The following is a 15433-nucleotide window of genomic DNA, read 5'->3' as shown; positions in this document are numbered from 1 at the left end:
CCATGACGACAACCAACAACCGCGTGCGAGAGCACTTCGAGGGTGACGACCCGTACGTCGAGACTGCCAGTCCGGGGAACGGCGCAGCGACGGCTGTCAGCGAGGACGCCCGCCAGCACGTTGTCAACCCCGACGGAACGAACACGGTCGACCTCGACGCCGCGGCTCGCGAAGGGCACGTCGTGACGGTCGTCCACAACGGCGGAGCCAACACGCCGACGGTGTCGTTCGACGACGCCGACTTCGTGGGGACCGGGCCGGCGAACATGACGGCTGCGGGCGCGACCGCGACGGTTCGTAACGTCGACGGAACAACCACTGGCTGGGTCGTCGAAGCGACCGGGAGTGCCTGATCATGCCGACGGTTGAGAAAACCGAGGGCGGCCGGGTCACTGTCCGGGGCATCGGCGAGTTCGGACCCGGCGACCAGGCCGAGGTCAGCAAGGACGACGCTGCCTACCTCTGCAACGAGCGCGGTGACTTCGAGCGCATCGACAACGTCGCAGCGGAAGACGAGACAGACGGTGACGATGTCCACCAGGAGGACGGACCGCCCGATCCGGACGATGTCGACGACGATGCCGAGAGCGGGACGCTCCCGTTCAACCCCGCGGACCACACCAACGACGAGATCGCCGACCGCGTTGCCGACATCGACGACCCCGCCACGCTGCGAGCGCTACTGAACCTCGAAGAGGAACAGAAGGACCGATCTGGCGCAACGGACGCCATCGAGGAGCGTCTCGACGAACTGGAGGGCTGATAGATGCCGAAGTGGTACGACAGCGCTACCATCGCTGACTCGACAGCGTTCGGGGCCGGCGAGACGAAGACAGCCAACGTCTCAAAGTACCACACTCCGGCGGTCTGTGTGTCGCTGGAGTCGCTTGACGGCAGCGCCGATGACACGATCACCGTCGCGATCACTGGCTCGGTCGGCACGTACGAGATCGACGAACGGACGCTGTCGGCGGCAGGCAGCTACGTCGTCGACGTGCCGCAGGCCGACAGCGTTGAGTTGACCAGCGCGAACGGGACCACGATCAGCGCCGAAGCGCGGAACAACCCGAGGTAACACATGGCCGACGTAGGGTACTGCACGACCGAGGATCTTCGGCGAGCGCTGCGCAAAGCCAACCTTCCCGGTGACGTAGACCAGGATCCACAGATCGCCGTCGACGCCATCCTGTCACGGACCGAATGGCTGGAGAAGACGTACAGCCGGCACTGGTACGAACCCGACGGCATCACTGAGGCATCCGATGTCGACATCCCGATGTCGGCGAACACTCGGGATGACGAAGAGGACATCGCCACGCAGGCCGGGATGGTCCATGGCGCCAGTGAGAACGAGCGCCACCGGACGCGCAAAAACAGCGATGCGCTCCTCGAGGCTGGCCCGCGCTACGAGCGCCGGCGGAAGCACTACCAGGACCCGAAGGAAGAGATTCGCATCACCTTCGGCCGGCCCGAGTCACTGGAGCCGCCCGTCGACGACACCGTCCCGGCGTACACGCGGATCACGCTCGCCCGGAAGGATGTTAAGGCGATCAACACGCTGTCAGTCGTCAACGAGCAGGGCGGCTATGACGACTGGGCAACCAGCAATGACTACTCCGGCGGCGTGGGGAACCAGCACCGCGGCGAAGACTACTGGGCCCGCGTCAACAACGGCGGCGTCTCGGAGCTCTACCTGGACGTCCACGCGATGGACGACGACATCCCGTCGTTCTCCAACGCCGTCTACCTCGACTTTGACTACGGCCACGAAGGCATCCCGCGCAACGTGCGCCGTGCCGTCGCGAACTGGGCGGCGGCCGACCTCGTCGAGGAGGCTGCCGTCGAGATCCCGCAGAACGCGACTATCTACGGCGTCGAGACGAAGGCCGAAGAGCTGGAAGCCAAAGCCGAGGAGTTGATGGAGGTCTACGAGTGACGTGGCCTCCGAGACTGCGGTCTCGATCAGCATCGAGTTCGACCTGGAGTTCGAGACTGACCCCGTCGGGGCGACGCTCGATATCTCCGTCCCGAGTGCGCCATCCGACGCGGCCCGGAAGGCCTTGCTCGACAACGTCGAACAGACGATGGTCGGCGCTCGCGATAACCTCGTGTTCCAGAGCGTCCAGCGCGTCCACGGGCGGCTGGAGCGGTACGCCGGCCGAGTCGGCGACTACAAAGTTGAGTCGCTCATCGAGAGCTTCGCCGGCGTCGACTACCAGCGGGATCGGACGTCCATCCACGTCGAGTGGTCGTGGGCCCACGAGGCGTTTCGGTTCATGGAGTTCGGAACGTCGGACCACACCGTCGAGGGCGACCCGCTGCTGGTCTTCGAGTTCGACGCCGGCGAGTATCCCTACCTCGAGGACATGTTCGGCGACGGGCCGGCGTTCCTCCCCGAGGTCGAGGTCTCGGGCCTGCCGGAGGCCCGTGCCGTGCGTGACTCGCTCAACTGGCTCCGCCGGGAGGTCGGACAGTGAGCACTGACGTTGACTGGGTCCTGGACCAGCTGGCCAGCGTCGTCGACAGCGTCGCGACGGACTACTCCATCACCAACCAGGACGGCACGACCTCCGACGTGGTCATCAAGCGCGTCGACCGCGATGACGCCCAGACGTACGAGGGCTCGCAGTCGGTCGACATGACGACGCCGATCACCGAGCGCACCGGAGAGTTGCGCACGGGCTGTTTCATCGGCGCGACGCAGGCAGCCGGGGCCGAGGAACCCATCGGCACGGAGTACGACCTCGATATCGAGCACGTTGTCGGCCTGCGCGTCGAAGGCCTGCATGAGAGCCAGTTCGGTCACGTCGATCCTGCCGGCGAGGACGGCGTTCCGTTCGACGAGCTCAAGCATCGCATCCGGATGGCGCTGTACGACGGGCGCGAGTACCCCAGCGCCGGCCGGTCGAACGTGTCGTTTACTCATCTCCAGCTGACGAACCCGGCCCCGCAGTCCGACGACTGGCAGCACTACTTTCGGTGGGATGTCGACGTCGTCTTTGACGGCTTCGAGGACCTCTCCTAACCCCCTTCTTTTTGAGTAACGAAAATGACATACGATACCCATAGTGACGGGGCCGAACCCGTCCGACGCGGAGGTACAGCATGACGGGCGCGGGCTCTGGGAGCCTGGCGTTCGGGAAAGAGCAGTCGTTCAAAGGCGCGCTAGAGACTGACGCCAACGACGACCCGCAGTACTGGCAGTTCGGTCGCAACGATACAATAACGGATCTCTCGCTGGATAACCAGCTTCAGCGCCTCGACGAAGCCGGCGCTGTCGAGAGCGTCGAGAGCGTGAAGCAAAACTTTGAGGGCGCAGTCGGCGTCGAGGCGGCCATCTCGTCGGACACGTTCAACGACGTTGAGGACCTCGTGTTCAACGACGGCGGCACGCAGTTCACGAACGGCCGCCCCAACTCGGCGAAGATCTACGCCGGCGTCGACTACCTGGACGGCGTCGCTGAGCGCGAACTGGTTGGCTGCATCCCAGTGGACTTCACACCCGTCAGCTACGAGCAGGGTGGGATGACGACGTTCTCGATTTCGTTCTTGTACGCGACCGAAAACCTCGACACGACAATCACGCCGTCGAACGTGACGGCGGTCACGGGCGGGACATCCGCGGCGTCGCATGCGATCCGTGTTGACATCGATGGCACGACGATCACGAAGCTCCAGTCGGCCGAGATCTCCATCAGCAACATCTCTCGCTTCCAGTACGGGAGCCAGAGCCCGGCACCCATCGACGCAGTCATCGAGCGGCCGGAGACAGAGGTGACGACGGAGGGTATCTTCACCGGCCCCTCGCGGCTGGAGTACGCGCTCGGAGCTGCCGACGCAACCTCGCCACAGGACCGGCTCGTCTCCGTGCCCGGGACCATCGACGTCACCATCGACGGGACGCAAGTCTCGACGTACAACTTCTCGACGCTCAAGGTGGCGACCGAGGCCTGGAACAACGTCATCTCTGAGGACGACACCACTGAATCGCTGACGTGGAACGCGGACGGCGAGCCGGCGGTGAGCATCGCATGACGTTCAACGAGACGTTCATCAGCTTCGATGACTCTATCGAAGCGCTCGAAGAGCAGATCGAAGAGATCGCCGAGCAACTGGACGACCTGGACGACGACAACCCGGTCGTGCCCGGCCTGCAGAGGCAGCGGTCACAGCTCGCGACGCAGCGAAAGGGCGCGATTTGGGCCCGAGACCGGGCTCACGAAAGCGACGACTTCCCGATGTGGGATGAAGACGTCGACGGCGTCACTCTCAGCGGTGTCCGGGCCGGCGCGTTCGCAGGCATCGAGAAGGAGTCTGCCCAACGTGATGGCGAGGGGACGGACCTCCTGCTCATCGCCGATGGCACGGTCGACGCACCGTACGTCGACGAGGATGGCGACGACATGACCGCTGCGGCCGTCGGCCAACTGCACCCGTACTACCGCGACTGGGCCAGTTCCCGGATAGATGAGTTGATGGATCCCGAGGGAAACGTGATCGGCTCCAGCGACTCGCCCGAGGAGACCTGACCGACGATGAGCTGGACCAGCAGACTGTCTATCGGTACGCTCGTGCGGTCTACATCGATAGGGGCGGGGACCCATCGACGTTTGATGAGATGGACTGGACTGCGGTGCTGGACTGGCTTGCGATCCACGATATCCTCGACGTCCGCGGGACGCTGGGGTGGACGGGAGACTAACTTATGACCGGGTTCGACGCGACAGGCACGCTCGTCATCGACAGCATCGAAGGCGCACAGTCCGAAATCGAGGATGCGTTCGAGGTCAGTGCGTCCTCAGCGGCGAACGGCTCTAGTCGTGCTGGTGGCCGGGCTGTCCAGCAGGCTGTGGATCACCTGGACCGCAATATCGACCTCAACGAGACACGTAACGACCTCCTGCGCGAGCTCCTGGAGTCATCCGAGTCACAACGATTCTCGCGGGCCAAGGGAAGCGGTCGGACACTGGGGCTACTCGGGGCCGGGTTCGGCGCTGTCGGCGGGGCGATTGCTGGCCTCTCCGGCGCGCTAACCGGCCTGCTTGACAGCCTGCCTGGTAGCGGGCAAGAAGACGGAGGATCACCTCCGCAAAGTCCTGGCGCAGCGCCATCGCCGTCTCCCGCCCCGTCGCCATCGCCCACACCACAGCCAGCGCCGGATCCAGCAACGGTCACGTCGTCGGACGTCGTCGAGCAGCCGGCGACTGTCTCGGCGACCGATCTCATCACGGACCCCGCATCAATCCTGTCCGAGGACGTTGTCAACTCGCCGGCAGATGTCTCTGCTTCGACGGTCGTCGCTCAAGCAGCCACGCTGAGCCCGGCAGCTGTGGTCGGGACGAAGGCCGCCATCGCTGCGGGCGATGTGATCAGCTCGCCGGCGTCGCCAAGCATCGGCGATATCATCGATCCGGTGACAGGCATCTCTGCCTCTGATGTGCTCAAAGCACTCGGACTCGGCGGAGCTGCTGCCGGAGGTGCAGCCGCCGCTAAGTCGATAGGACTCGGCGGAGGTGGCGGGCTATCGGCCGGCACGCCAGGCGGCATCGTTCCGACGAATATCATCCCGAAGCTGCTGCAGACGGCGAACGACTTCACCAGTAACGACCTGCCCGGGTTCGGCGCGGGACAGCAAAATCAGGGCACGGTCCAACGTGAGACGAACATCAACAGTGAGACCTCTGTCACGGTCCAGCAGGATGCCAGCCTCGACCGTCGGGAAAAGCAGGACATCATCGATCAGACCGTCGATGAGGTCCGCAACAACCTCGAAAGGACCATCTAACCCATGCCGGCCCAGCCATATCCGATTCTTGAGATTGATGCGACGATCGAGGGAACCCAGCGCACCGGCCGGTTCGAGATGCGCAAGGCGTCCGTCGACGAAGCCATCCGGACGGGACCGCTCGTCGACAACGGCTTCAGTCAGGTGCTATCTGCTATCTCCCAAGTCGTCGACGACGTCCAACTCGATGGTATCACCGTAAATAACGGAGCTGGCGAGCGCATCTGGGACATCGAGTTAGAGATTAACACCGGGCCCGACGGCCAGTGGGGATACACGGATGATGACTCGGTTTTGAACGCTGCCAGTGCAACCGGTGGTGATCGACAGCAGAAGACAGAAGTCCTCCTCAACTATCTCGAAAAGGGGCAACCGGACTCGATGACGCCGGCGCGTCTCATCTACGGCGGCTACGCCCCGGGCGGCATCTTCAAAGCAGATCACGCCAACGTCTACATCGAGGACCCGGGCGGGGAAGTGCGCCGAGACGAGAGTACTATCGTCCCTGGCAGTCTGACGTGTGTGCGGACGCAAGACCTGAGTCAACCAGTGAGTGCAACGGAGCGGACGGGATAAGCTCATGACTAGGACACTCTACGCACTGAAAGTCCCGGATGCAGCGCTCGAACAGCCCAGTTCGACGCAGTCGCTGCAGGTTGCGACCAACTCACCACTCAACAGTGACTCGCCGGCGGTCGACTCGCTCGCTGCCGAGCCGGGGTCGCGCCCTCTGGTCGGAGTTGTAGCTGGCCAGTACGCCGATATCATCGCCCGCGAATTCGAGGAACTGTTCTCGGCGACGGGCATCGAGGTCGTGCCGTGGTTCGGCGACACCAACAACCAGCGAGACGCCTACGTCGCCCTCGAGGATGTCACCATCGACCAGGCCACCGCCCGCGAACAGAGACTCCAGCGCTTCGATGGGCAACTCTCGCAGGCTGGGACGGCAGACTCGCACTACCGGGCGCTGTACTGCAACCCGCAGTCCGTCGACAACCCGTGGGGCTCGTCGTCGACGGCGGAGGTCGGGCTCTCGATACGGGCCGACAACGTCGAATGGTGGGACCATGTCACGGGTGCGAAAACGTCGGCGACAGTCCAGCGCACGGTCTCGGGCGAGCACGACGATATCGAGATCTACGACTCGACCGAGCCCGGCATGGACAACCCGGTCCTCCTGCACGACATCGCCTACGACGCTGAGTGGCCGACGGACGTCCGGGTATGGGACGACTACGGCCGTGAGAAGGTCGACCGGACGGGCTACAGCGGCCCTACTGTCGGCGACGCCCAGGTCGGCGACGCCCAGGTCGGCGAGGAGCGCGTCGTCCCGGTCACGTGGCAGCGGTGCTACGTCACTAGCCACCAGTTCCGCGGGGCAGCCATCCTGGAGACCGACCGGCTCCGACTCCGGTCCGATCCCGATCGGGACCGACTGGAAGCATCGCGATGGACGGGCGCGCAGTACGAGCGCGTCCAGCTGGGCAGCAGTCCGTGGCGGCTCCGGGGAGTGGACCTGGCCCGCATCGGCATCGAGCGCATCGAAGCCCAGACCGAGTGGGTCGACACCAGCAGCGGCGACAGGCATCGGCTGGACCTGACGCTCAAGCGCGGCCACGACGACCTGCTCTGGACGGTCCCCGACAACGGATCATCCCCGCCACAGGGCCTGGTCGACCGCCTTGATCCCGTCGCTAGCGACGCCGGCCAGGACGCCGCAGCGACGCTGGACATCGTCGCCAAATCGGAGGTGCGAGAGTGACGACGACAGTGCCCGGCCGCGGCTGGTACGTCGAGGTCGACCACCCCAACGGCAACGTCTGGCGGCCGGACATCGTCGGTGAACCCACGCCGCAGCCGACGGTCAACGGCCTGCCGCGGCTGTCAGTGCCCGTCCGGTCGAGCGACCGGTACGCCCGGGGAGACTTTGATGGCCAGCCGATGCGAGCCTGGTACAACGGCGTCCGCTTGCCCGTCGACCAGGTGGACACGCCGCGTGCAACCGAGCGGGGCTGGGTCCTGGAGGGCCGCGGCGCCGTGGAACTGGACGAGCGGGTCCGCCTCGAGGTTGATACTAAAGAGGCTCATCTCGTTGCCGAGGATGTCATCGCACAGACGGCGTATACGGCTGATGTCGACGCGCCGGCGAACACGACTAGCGAGGAGTTGGTTCAGGAGGCCGACACGCAGAGTGGGTGGGATGACGTCCTTCAGTCAATATCGAGTTCGACGCCACTGACCACGTCGAACGGCTTCCTGACAGTCCAGCAGACGTCGTGGCTGCGCGAGGCTGAGGAAGAGGAGTTCTGGGGTGGCACGACGGCTGACGCTGACGCCAGCGCCGGCGAGATGGTCCAGATGAGCAGCACGTCGCACGAATTTTCGTACTCGTGGACGCCGCAGTACGACGTCCCAGCGGAGGCACTCGCGGCGTCGATCCGACTCCGAGCGCCGAGTGGGGCCGGGCCCGGCTTCGAGGTCGGCATCGGCGGCAACACCGTCTACTCAATCTCTGCAGGCGGCTTCGGCAACGACTCGTTCACCTTCCTCCAGCAGTCCGGCGCCAGCAACGCACCGGCGGTGTCGGCCGGCGACTCGGTGACTGTCACGCTCACCATCACCGAGGACAACGGCAATCTCCTCGAGGTGGACACGCTCGGGCTGACCGACGACCGCTTTACGTACTCCTGGCCCAGCTCCGTCAACAGCGATGGCTACCTGATCGGCCCGCAGCCCCACCCACAGCAGTTACTGCAGGAGACGGTCGACGTCGTCACGGCGCTTGCCGTCGAGGGCGCACGGCTGGAGGCCGCGTTCAACGACGTGAGTAACGGCCAGCAGATCCAGGTCTCGAACGACCAGGGCGGGACGTACGTCCCATCCGACGGGAGCGAGACGAACACGGAGTCGATTGACGTCTCGTTCGCCGATGCGTCCGGGACCCTTCGGGCTCGCTTTGGCCTAGGCCGGTACGGAAGCGGTCGGCAGCAGTCGCCGTCGTCGGGCTACAACGCTCAGTCGGTCGACCTGTACGAGCTGTACGCGGACCTCAACGACACGCCGCTGATCATCAACCAGACGTTCGACGACGATATCTCAGCGGTCCTGAACCGGGTCGCGCCCCCAGGGACCGTCTGGCAGGCCGTCCGCGACGGCGACTCCTACCGCGTCATCTGGACCGAAGCCGGCCAGCGGACGACCGACGCCGAGGATGACGTCTCCAGCTGGGAGTACGAGCGCCGCGTCGAGCAGGCCGTCGACAAGGTCGTCATCAAGGGCTCAGTCCTGCGGCGTCGCGACGAACGCTTGACCGTCCAGCACGATACTGCTGTCGCGCTGGACGAGAACGAACTCGTGCACGGTCGTGAGACCGTCTACGATCCCAGCACATCGACCGAGTACGCCGCCGGCCAGGACTACCGACTCAACGCCCAAGCTGGTGAACTGGTTTCGCTGTCCTCGGGCGACATCGGCGACGGCCAGGAGGTCGCCATCGACTACGGGTATCGGCCTGTCGGCGAGTCCACGACCGATATGTCGGACCCGCACACCATCGTCCGCTCGATCACCGGCCTGACCAGCGACCGAGAGTGCACGCTCGTCGCGAGGCAACTCGCCAGCGAGCTCGACACGCCCGTGACCGAGGGGACGGTGACGCTGTCGGCGAACCGGACAGACTGGTCGCTCGTCGAGTCGCGTGCGTTCGACGCACTGCCGACGCCGGACCAGGTCGAAATTCACGACGCCCAGCCGTCGGCCTTCGGGACAAAGGCCCGGATCGGGTCCCGCCAGCCCCTTGAGGAGATCATCGAGGACATCCGCGACCGTGTCTCGCAGAACGCCGAACGGACGTGAAACCTGTCAGCATGGGGTTTTACTTACAACTACTCACCACAAAGTTACCATATGGCCGATCCACTGACTGTGGCGATGCTGACCCTCATCTTCGCGATGGGCTGTGTGACGATTCTGGTGTTCAACCGCCAACTGAATCAGAACAAGCGAGAAATCGCCCGGATCAAAGCGCGCGAGCGGTCGGTCGAGGCCGCGTTCGAAGATGATGAGTCAGTCGACCTGCCCGACCGCCAGGAACAGCGCGAGAAACAGTTCGAATAACGGCTTTTGTCGGCGATGACCCGCGGCGACGGCCCGGCGAGCATCCTGCAGTACACTCCGGAGTGAGTTTTTCACATGGCAAGCAACGAGACCACAGTCTCTGGTGACGTCCTCTATCAATCTGGGGACGACCTCTCGGAGGCGAACCTCACGAGATCCGCAGCGAGGAGCAACGCAACTGACTACGTCGAGCGTGGGCTGGCTGTCATCGTCGACGCAGCAGCTGGGACCATCGATATCGACTCGGGACACTGCATCGTCCAGGACGGCGTCCACGCCTACGACGTCTTCCCCAATCAGATCACGGACATCTCCCTCCCCGCGCCGAACGGAGTGAACCACGTCTACCTCGTCATCGACGAGACCGTCGACGACGATATCGCGTACCACGTCGACGATGACGACACGCCGCCGGCGAACCCGTCGTTGAAGATCGCGACGGCCGACGGCGATGCGGGGACGTCGACGCCGCTAAACCCACGGCCGGATGTCCAGCTCGGGGACACGGATATCCAGCGCCTGGTCGCAGCGCTGGACGCGAACGGACAGGACATCACAGGGGTGGGTGCGTTCGACAGCGATTCGGTCAGTACAAAGCAGATAGCAAGCAACCGATATAACGCTGGAGCATTTGCTGGCTCCGACCCAGATGCTCGTCTTGACAATGCCCTGTCTGCAATAGGCTCAAATAGTAGGCTCTATCTTGAGAGTGCCACATACACCAAAGACCGGTCCATCGGCTCGACGTCCAAGCTCATCGGGCCAACCTACGGCGGGGCGTCAGTGATTGATGCCAACTGGACCTTAAATGGGTTCGGGACGTTCCTGTCTCACTTTAGAGTGTCAGGGACCGGCCAAATCACATTGGCAGAGAACATATCATCCGTCTCACACTCCAATTCTGGCGGCGGGTCGATTGAAGCCCAAGCCAGCGGCAATCAAATTCGATTTTGCGACAATGTGTCTGTCACGCTCACATCCAATACCTCTGGTTGTATAGTGGATGGGTTAACCCGGTCCTCGGTCACTGATAATGGGACCAATAACATAGTCGGGGATGTTTCTTAATCCTGAGTGAGACCGAACCGGTCGTTCACTGATTCTCTGCTGAAAACAATCTGACAGAAGCTGCTTCAAAACGACGCTAGTCCCGTCGTCGGTCCGAGGCACTGCACCCTCTAACAGACTCTCGTCATCTTCGTCGACGTCGAGAATCCCAGTTCGGACCACGCGAGGACCGTCTTCACGTTCGCCGGTCAGTGTCAGACACAGTTGGCCGTCGACCTGCCCGCCGACAGCGGCGATCGCCTCAACCTCCTCGGGGAACTCGACGGTCGTCCAGCCGTCCGGCTTCCGCACCCGCAATTCCATATCCAGCACTCGGCTGTGCTGGGTGATGATTCCTTCGCAGTAGTAGACTCATGATTTGGCCAGACCTCATCACGACCAGACGCATCGTTCTCCCACCACTGGAGCGCAACGAGCGCCGCCTGTTCGGTCGAGATATCATGTTCTCGAAGGCGCTGCAGACTCGGGGCTGGGCCGGCGTCGTCCAGGGCGCGGATCCCGACGACGTTCGCGAGCAGTTGCTCGATATCGACAACGTGTATCCAGTCAACACGGCGACGATGAAGTACCACGAGGGCAACCACGGCCGTGCGTACGAGTGTGGCAGCTACGCGCTGCGGCCCGACGGCTTCCTCGACGAGTATCAGTTCCACTTCAGACTCTGGGGCCACGTCGACGGCGTCGGGATCAGTGCGCACTACGAGCTCAACCCGTGGCGGCGTCCGCGTGATCACTACGCCGGCGTCGACTGGCAGCCCCAGCCCGGCGTCGCGAAGGCCCGGGATCTCCTCGATATCGATCCCGCGGCGAGCGTCGACGACATCCGACCGCAGTAGCCCCGCTGTTTCTCAGTCTTAACCTACACTCCAGGGCTACTGCCGGTTCGCGTTGGTTAAAAAATTGAAGCAGCGACCAGCGGCAGCGCTACTGCGAGAAGATCTGGTGAAGCTCTCGTTGTGCGTTTTCAGAACTGGTCGCGACGTAGTTTCTGGCGGTTGATATATCGCTCCATCCAAACATGGCTTGGAGAGCTAAAGTGCCAAGTCCATGAGATGAAGCGAACGTGGCCGCCGTTGCCCGGAGTCCATGTGGAGTTGTTTTGTCGACGTCGAACTCGTCGACGCGCTCCAGGACGGTGTCGACGCGGCGGTTGATAGTCGTCTGCGACTCAGGCCATTTTTCGAAGCGATCGAAGAACTCCTCGACCACGATCTCGGCGCGTGGGTCGAAGTCGAACGGGACCTCGCGAGAGGCGTTCGGGTTCTTGGGACTCCACTCCATCGCGGCCGCTTCCTCCGTCGTGATCGTCGCCTCTTCCATGTGCTCCCTCGCGGCGCTGTCGAGCGCGTCGACGATCGCCTCGTGGTTGCCGACGGCTTCGGCATCGTCGAGGATCAACTCCAGCTGACGTTCGACGTCCTCGTGGTCGAGGTCGCCCTCGACGGCCGCGAAATGGAGCCCCTGGATCTGCGACCGGACGTGGCGCGGCAACTTCTCCCCGATCGCGTCCTGGAGGACCTCCATCCGCGCTTCCTCCAGCGACAGCTCGGCGTACTCTACTTTCTGGCGGACAGCCTGCTTGCACGACCCGCAGAGGCCGCCGTCCTTGCCCTTGGTGCAGGGGTCGTGCTGAGGAATCTCGATCATCCGGCGGCGCCAGTTGATCCAGTCTTCGTGGATGTGACAGAGCTCTCCCGGTCGGAGTCCCAGACGTCCAAGGACGAACGCGATAAACTCTGTCTCCTGGCTCCGCAGGTCGCACTTGATCGACTGGGCACCGCGGACGAAGAGCTCGAACTCGCGGTCGGTCAGCGCGAGCTCCTTGCTCTCAGTCGTCATTGCCCGACGGAGTCTCCGGTGCGATCGTGCAGAGGTAATCAAGCGCCGTAGCGACGTCATCAAGTTCAGGCTGTGGCCGGACAGTCGCCGGCCGCCCGTGGGAGCGGACCTCGACGAGCCCAGCGGCGGCAAGACAGGGGACGTGCTGGCTCTGGAAGCTGACGTACAGCGCTTTCCGGTTGGTGCTGTAGGCTGCGCTGTCGACAGACGTGTCTACCTGTAATCCGTCTTGGTCCAGCTGCCCCGTTATGACAGCGTCGGCCAGCTCTGGCACTGTTACGTACCCTCGGAGTGCGTCGTCAGTGCGGACCGTTCTGAGGACGCGGATGGCGTCGCGTCGCCGGCGAGCCTTCAGGATAGTCAGCAACTCACCGAGCGTCATCCCAACGGCGAGCGTGTTCTCTGGTTCCTGTGGCGGTCCGCCGCCGTCGGCGATCGCGTCTGTCTCGCTGGTGGCCGCCTCGACGAGGACGTAATCGAAGCCAGGCACAATGGAGACGGCATTGCGCTCTACAAGCGGCTCGAGCAGCGCGCGCAACCGGTCGCGTGTGATCTGCAGCCGCGTCGCTAGCCGGTCGATGCTTATCGGTTGGTCGTACCACTCGAGGTACTGCAGGAGATGCTGTTCAGTCAGGTCGTGGCTGTCGGGAGCCGATCCCGGCGTCCACGGGCCGCCAGCGATACCACTCTCTGGTGGTGTGTCGTTTCGATCCATAGTAGCTGAGAGGTCCTGAGACAGACACGCGACACTGCGTCGCTGCCTTCTCTAGATCAACCTCTCACTCCAATCGAGAGCTATAAACTACCCTGCGGAGCCCCTCTTTACAGAGTATTTGCGGACTCGCTGCGATGCCAGCCCCGAGCAAGCGGAGCAAGAAGCGCCAGCGTTGCGACCGGCAGCATCGTGCTGGTCCCGATCGCGGGAACGGATCCGGCGATGCCGGCGGCTGCGAGGCCGACTACGGAGCCGTACTTGCCGGCCCGAAGCGCGACCTCGGTCTCGGCTGGGCTGAATCGGCCAAGTGTCCACCCATCCTGCTGAGTGCGATGCGCGAGGTGTTCGACGCGAGTTGCCATCTGGTCGGCCCCGAGCGCTGACAGTTGCGCAGCTGCACCCATCGGCGTCGCCGCGGTGAGGTTCGAGTACACACTATCGTCATCGGGGATGGAGTCGGCGTACTCACACCAGCCGGTCCCTTCGAGCAGGCCAGCAGCGCGGAAGTCTTCGATGATCGTTTCGTCAGAGGTGAGCGAGAGGTAGCGTTTCATCGTATCGTAGTCTTGCCAGCCACCGACCGTCATCACAGTCTCCATCGACATACCGTGGCGGACAAGACAGTTCGTCGCGAAGTAGGCGCGCAAGTCGTGGACTGTGAAGTAGTCGAAGTCGGCTTTCCCAGTGGCCTTCACAGCGAGCTCGCTCAGTGCTTCGGCCCAGTCATCGAGGGCAGAGCGGCCGACACTGATGAACGGCTCGTCATCAGCAAGATCGCGCTTTCGCTGGATTGCGTCCATGCAAGCGGCGGTTGCCTTCGTTGTGATTGATTTTCGGTATTTCCCGTTCTCTGATTTTCCGGAAGTGTCCTTGCCCCAAACCTCAACGAAGGTGACATCTGAGTCCGGGTCCGATGATTCCACGACATTTTTTGGAGAGACTGTGTGAGTCTCATCGCCACGCAGCCCGCTCTCGGCGCCAAGCCGGAGGAACAGTTCGACCTCCTCCGGGATAGAGTACGTCCCGACTTCAGGGACTAAGTCAAGCAGCGTTTCGTACTCGGCTGGTGCAAGGTACAGCCGATACCCATCAGAAAGCTGTCTCTTTTTCATACTTGTATTCAGTTTAGCTTCGCTTATAAAGGTGAGGACAAATTGCGAAGAAGTCCGCGAACTTCGTATCTAGAAGGGCCATATTACTTATAAACGGCAGAATAGCAGATAGGGCATATATCAGAATACTAGAACAAATATAGTGCCGTTTCTGGACGGGAGGATTGCCGAGAGTTGTTCCCGTTGCTCGCGTTCTCGGATCGAAGGTTACCTCTGGCCAGCAGCGGCAGTATTCAGTCTCACAAATAACAATCAGTATTTGTGAATCTAGCACCATCCTGCGAGTGTTTCCCGGCGCAGTCTGGCGGTTTTCTCCGGAAACGGTGGTGTGCCTATCCCGGGAGAACACTCGAAACGTGGGGTGTTCTGGGTTCGATATAGCATATAGCGCTATACAAATCAAGAGGACGACCATCAACAGCAGAACCAGTCAGCTATTCGTCGGTTTCGGATCCCCGGAGGTCCTCGCCGCAGCTGGAACAGACTAGTCGGCGCTCTTCGAGCGGGCCGTCGTCGTCTGGATGAGGCGTCATGGACGAAGTCGGCGTGTCGCAGACGGCGCAGGTCCCGATAGCAGCGCCGTATTCTTCCGGGTCCGCATCGATGCCCGATGCCAGCGCAAGCAGGTTGTGGGCGCGGACGATGTTGCTTCGGGCCTCCCGTTCTGCGTTGTCGAGATTCGACGGCGAGATGTCCATCGCCTCGGCGGCCTCTTTCCGACTCTCGCCATTCTGTCGCCGATACAGCGCTTCAGCCTGCCGCTCGCTGAGTGACGTGCGGCTGGCCTGCTGGATCCAT

The 15433-nt window shown here is 63.0% G+C and carries 18 protein-coding genes and 1 pseudogene; 15 read left to right on the top strand and 4 right to left on the bottom strand.

What is annotated here, in order from left to right; genetic code table 11:
• Window positions 1-2 precede the first annotated feature (2 nt).
• The 15 genes from VI340_RS19225 (at window position 3) to VI340_RS19155 (ending at window position 11805) form a co-directional block, all read left to right on the top strand.
• On the top strand, window positions 3-353 hold the full coding sequence (locus VI340_RS19225) for a hypothetical protein (protein ID WP_336358995.1): 351 nt from the start codon (window positions 3-5) through the stop codon (window positions 351-353).
• Between the two features lie 2 nt (window positions 354-355).
• Window positions 356-763 carry a hypothetical protein gene (locus VI340_RS19220; protein ID WP_336358994.1) on the top strand — a complete coding sequence of 136 codons (408 nt, stop codon included), beginning with the start codon at window positions 356-358 and terminating at the stop codon, window positions 761-763.
• A 3-nt stretch (window positions 764-766) separates the two neighbouring features.
• Window positions 767-1075, top strand: a complete 309-nt coding sequence (locus tag VI340_RS19215; RefSeq protein WP_336358993.1) for a hypothetical protein — start codon at window positions 767-769, stop codon at window positions 1073-1075.
• Window positions 1076-1078: 3 nt separating this feature from the next.
• Window positions 1079-1936 (top strand): hypothetical protein, encoded by an 858-nt coding sequence (locus tag VI340_RS19210; RefSeq protein WP_336358992.1) that lies wholly within the window; start codon window positions 1079-1081, stop codon window positions 1934-1936.
• A gap of 1 nt (window position 1937) precedes the next feature.
• Window positions 1938-2477, top strand: coding sequence for a hypothetical protein (locus VI340_RS19205; RefSeq protein ID WP_336358991.1), 540 nt, complete (start codon window positions 1938-1940; stop codon window positions 2475-2477).
• Window positions 2474-3025 (top strand): hypothetical protein, encoded by a 552-nt coding sequence (locus VI340_RS19200; protein ID WP_336358990.1) that lies wholly within the window; start codon window positions 2474-2476, stop codon window positions 3023-3025. The genes VI340_RS19205 and VI340_RS19200 overlap by 4 nt, the downstream gene beginning before the upstream one ends.
• A gap of 80 nt (window positions 3026-3105) precedes the next feature.
• Window positions 3106-4035: a hypothetical protein gene (locus tag VI340_RS19195; RefSeq protein WP_336358989.1), complete on the top strand. Its 930-nt coding sequence runs from the start codon at window positions 3106-3108 to the stop codon at window positions 4033-4035.
• Window positions 4032-4529 carry a hypothetical protein gene (locus VI340_RS19190; RefSeq protein ID WP_336358988.1) on the top strand — a complete coding sequence of 166 codons (498 nt, stop codon included), beginning with the start codon at window positions 4032-4034 and terminating at the stop codon, window positions 4527-4529. Before VI340_RS19195 ends, VI340_RS19190 begins: the two co-directional genes overlap by 4 nt.
• A gap of 176 nt (window positions 4530-4705) precedes the next feature.
• Complete coding sequence (locus VI340_RS19185; RefSeq protein ID WP_336358987.1) at window positions 4706-5785, top strand: hypothetical protein; 1080 nt, start codon at window positions 4706-4708, stop codon at window positions 5783-5785.
• Between the two features lie 3 nt (window positions 5786-5788).
• The gene (locus VI340_RS19180) at window positions 5789-6361 is read left to right on the top strand and encodes a hypothetical protein (RefSeq protein WP_336358986.1); all 573 of its coding nucleotides are present in this window, start codon (window positions 5789-5791) and stop codon (window positions 6359-6361) included.
• 4 nt (window positions 6362-6365) lie between these two features.
• Window positions 6366-7547, top strand: a complete 1182-nt coding sequence (locus tag VI340_RS19175) for a hypothetical protein (RefSeq protein WP_336358985.1) — start codon at window positions 6366-6368, stop codon at window positions 7545-7547.
• Window positions 7544-9640, top strand: coding sequence for a hypothetical protein (locus VI340_RS19170; RefSeq protein WP_336358984.1), 2097 nt, complete (start codon window positions 7544-7546; stop codon window positions 9638-9640). Before VI340_RS19175 ends, VI340_RS19170 begins: the two co-directional genes overlap by 4 nt.
• 51 nt (window positions 9641-9691) lie before the next feature.
• Window positions 9692-9901: a hypothetical protein gene (locus VI340_RS19165; protein WP_336358983.1), complete on the top strand. Its 210-nt coding sequence runs from the start codon at window positions 9692-9694 to the stop codon at window positions 9899-9901.
• 75 nt (window positions 9902-9976) lie between these two features.
• Window positions 9977-10969, top strand: coding sequence for a hypothetical protein (locus VI340_RS19160; protein ID WP_336358982.1), 993 nt, complete (start codon window positions 9977-9979; stop codon window positions 10967-10969).
• Window positions 10970-11322: 353 nt separating this feature from the next.
• Complete coding sequence (locus tag VI340_RS19155; protein ID WP_336358981.1) at window positions 11323-11805, top strand: hypothetical protein; 483 nt, start codon at window positions 11323-11325, stop codon at window positions 11803-11805.
• A gap of 88 nt (window positions 11806-11893) precedes the next feature.
• Here the strand turns inward: VI340_RS19155 and VI340_RS19150 are convergent, their stop codons facing one another.
• From VI340_RS19150 to VI340_RS19135, 4 genes and pseudogenes are all read right to left on the bottom strand, one after another.
• Window positions 11894-12808 carry a tyrosine-type recombinase/integrase gene (locus VI340_RS19150; RefSeq protein WP_336358980.1) on the bottom strand — a complete coding sequence of 305 codons (915 nt, stop codon included), beginning with the start codon at window positions 12806-12808 and terminating at the stop codon, window positions 11894-11896.
• Window positions 12798-13523 carry a DUF7344 domain-containing protein gene (locus tag VI340_RS19145; RefSeq protein ID WP_336358979.1) on the bottom strand — a complete coding sequence of 242 codons (726 nt, stop codon included), beginning with the start codon at window positions 13521-13523 and terminating at the stop codon, window positions 12798-12800. The genes VI340_RS19150 and VI340_RS19145 overlap by 11 nt, the downstream gene beginning before the upstream one ends.
• 107 nt (window positions 13524-13630) lie before the next feature.
• The gene (locus VI340_RS19140; RefSeq protein ID WP_336358978.1) at window positions 13631-14635 is read right to left on the bottom strand and encodes a site-specific integrase; all 1005 of its coding nucleotides are present in this window, start codon (window positions 14633-14635) and stop codon (window positions 13631-13633) included.
• Window positions 14636-15069: 434 nt separating this feature from the next.
• Window positions 15070-15433 (bottom strand): annotated as a pseudogene (locus VI340_RS19135) (hypothetical protein); the annotation flags it as partial.

It is taken from the genome of Haloarcula sp. CGMCC 1.6347, assembly GCF_037078395.1.
GTDB classification, from domain to species: Archaea; Halobacteriota; Halobacteria; order Halobacteriales; family Haloarculaceae; genus Haloarcula; species Haloarcula amylolytica.
The sequence above is the reverse complement of the archived record's forward strand: the minus strand, read 5'-3'. Positions and strand labels throughout refer to the sequence as shown.

Excerpts from the sequence above, each read along its gene's own strand:
- VI340_RS19220 (WP_336358994.1), top strand. The coding sequence starts at position 356 with ATGCCGACGGTTGAGAAAACCGAGGGCGGCCGGGTCACTGTCCGGGGC.
- VI340_RS19190 (WP_336358988.1), top strand. The coding sequence starts at position 4,032 with ATGACGTTCAACGAGACGTTCATCAGCTTCGATGACTCTATCGAAGCG.
- VI340_RS19195 (WP_336358989.1), top strand. The coding sequence starts at position 3,106 with ATGACGGGCGCGGGCTCTGGGAGCCTGGCGTTCGGGAAAGAGCAGTCG.
- VI340_RS19185 (WP_336358987.1), top strand. The coding sequence starts at position 4,706 with ATGACCGGGTTCGACGCGACAGGCACGCTCGTCATCGACAGCATCGAA.
- VI340_RS19210 (WP_336358992.1), top strand. The coding sequence starts at position 1,079 with ATGGCCGACGTAGGGTACTGCACGACCGAGGATCTTCGGCGAGCGCTG.
- VI340_RS19160 (WP_336358982.1), top strand. The coding sequence starts at position 9,977 with ATGGCAAGCAACGAGACCACAGTCTCTGGTGACGTCCTCTATCAATCT.
- VI340_RS19225 (WP_336358995.1), top strand. The coding sequence starts at position 3 with ATGACGACAACCAACAACCGCGTGCGAGAGCACTTCGAGGGTGACGAC.
- VI340_RS19140 (WP_336358978.1), bottom strand. The coding sequence starts at position 14,635 with ATGAAAAAGAGACAGCTTTCTGATGGGTATCGGCTGTACCTTGCACCA.
- VI340_RS19175 (WP_336358985.1), top strand. The coding sequence starts at position 6,366 with ATGACTAGGACACTCTACGCACTGAAAGTCCCGGATGCAGCGCTCGAA.
- VI340_RS19155 (WP_336358981.1), top strand. The coding sequence starts at position 11,323 with ATGATTTGGCCAGACCTCATCACGACCAGACGCATCGTTCTCCCACCA.
- VI340_RS19180 (WP_336358986.1), top strand. The coding sequence starts at position 5,789 with ATGCCGGCCCAGCCATATCCGATTCTTGAGATTGATGCGACGATCGAG.
- VI340_RS19150 (WP_336358980.1), bottom strand. The coding sequence starts at position 12,808 with ATGACGACTGAGAGCAAGGAGCTCGCGCTGACCGACCGCGAGTTCGAG.
- VI340_RS19215 (WP_336358993.1), top strand. The coding sequence starts at position 767 with ATGCCGAAGTGGTACGACAGCGCTACCATCGCTGACTCGACAGCGTTC.
- VI340_RS19165 (WP_336358983.1), top strand. The coding sequence starts at position 9,692 with ATGGCCGATCCACTGACTGTGGCGATGCTGACCCTCATCTTCGCGATG.
- VI340_RS19145 (WP_336358979.1), bottom strand. The coding sequence starts at position 13,523 with ATGGATCGAAACGACACACCACCAGAGAGTGGTATCGCTGGCGGCCCG.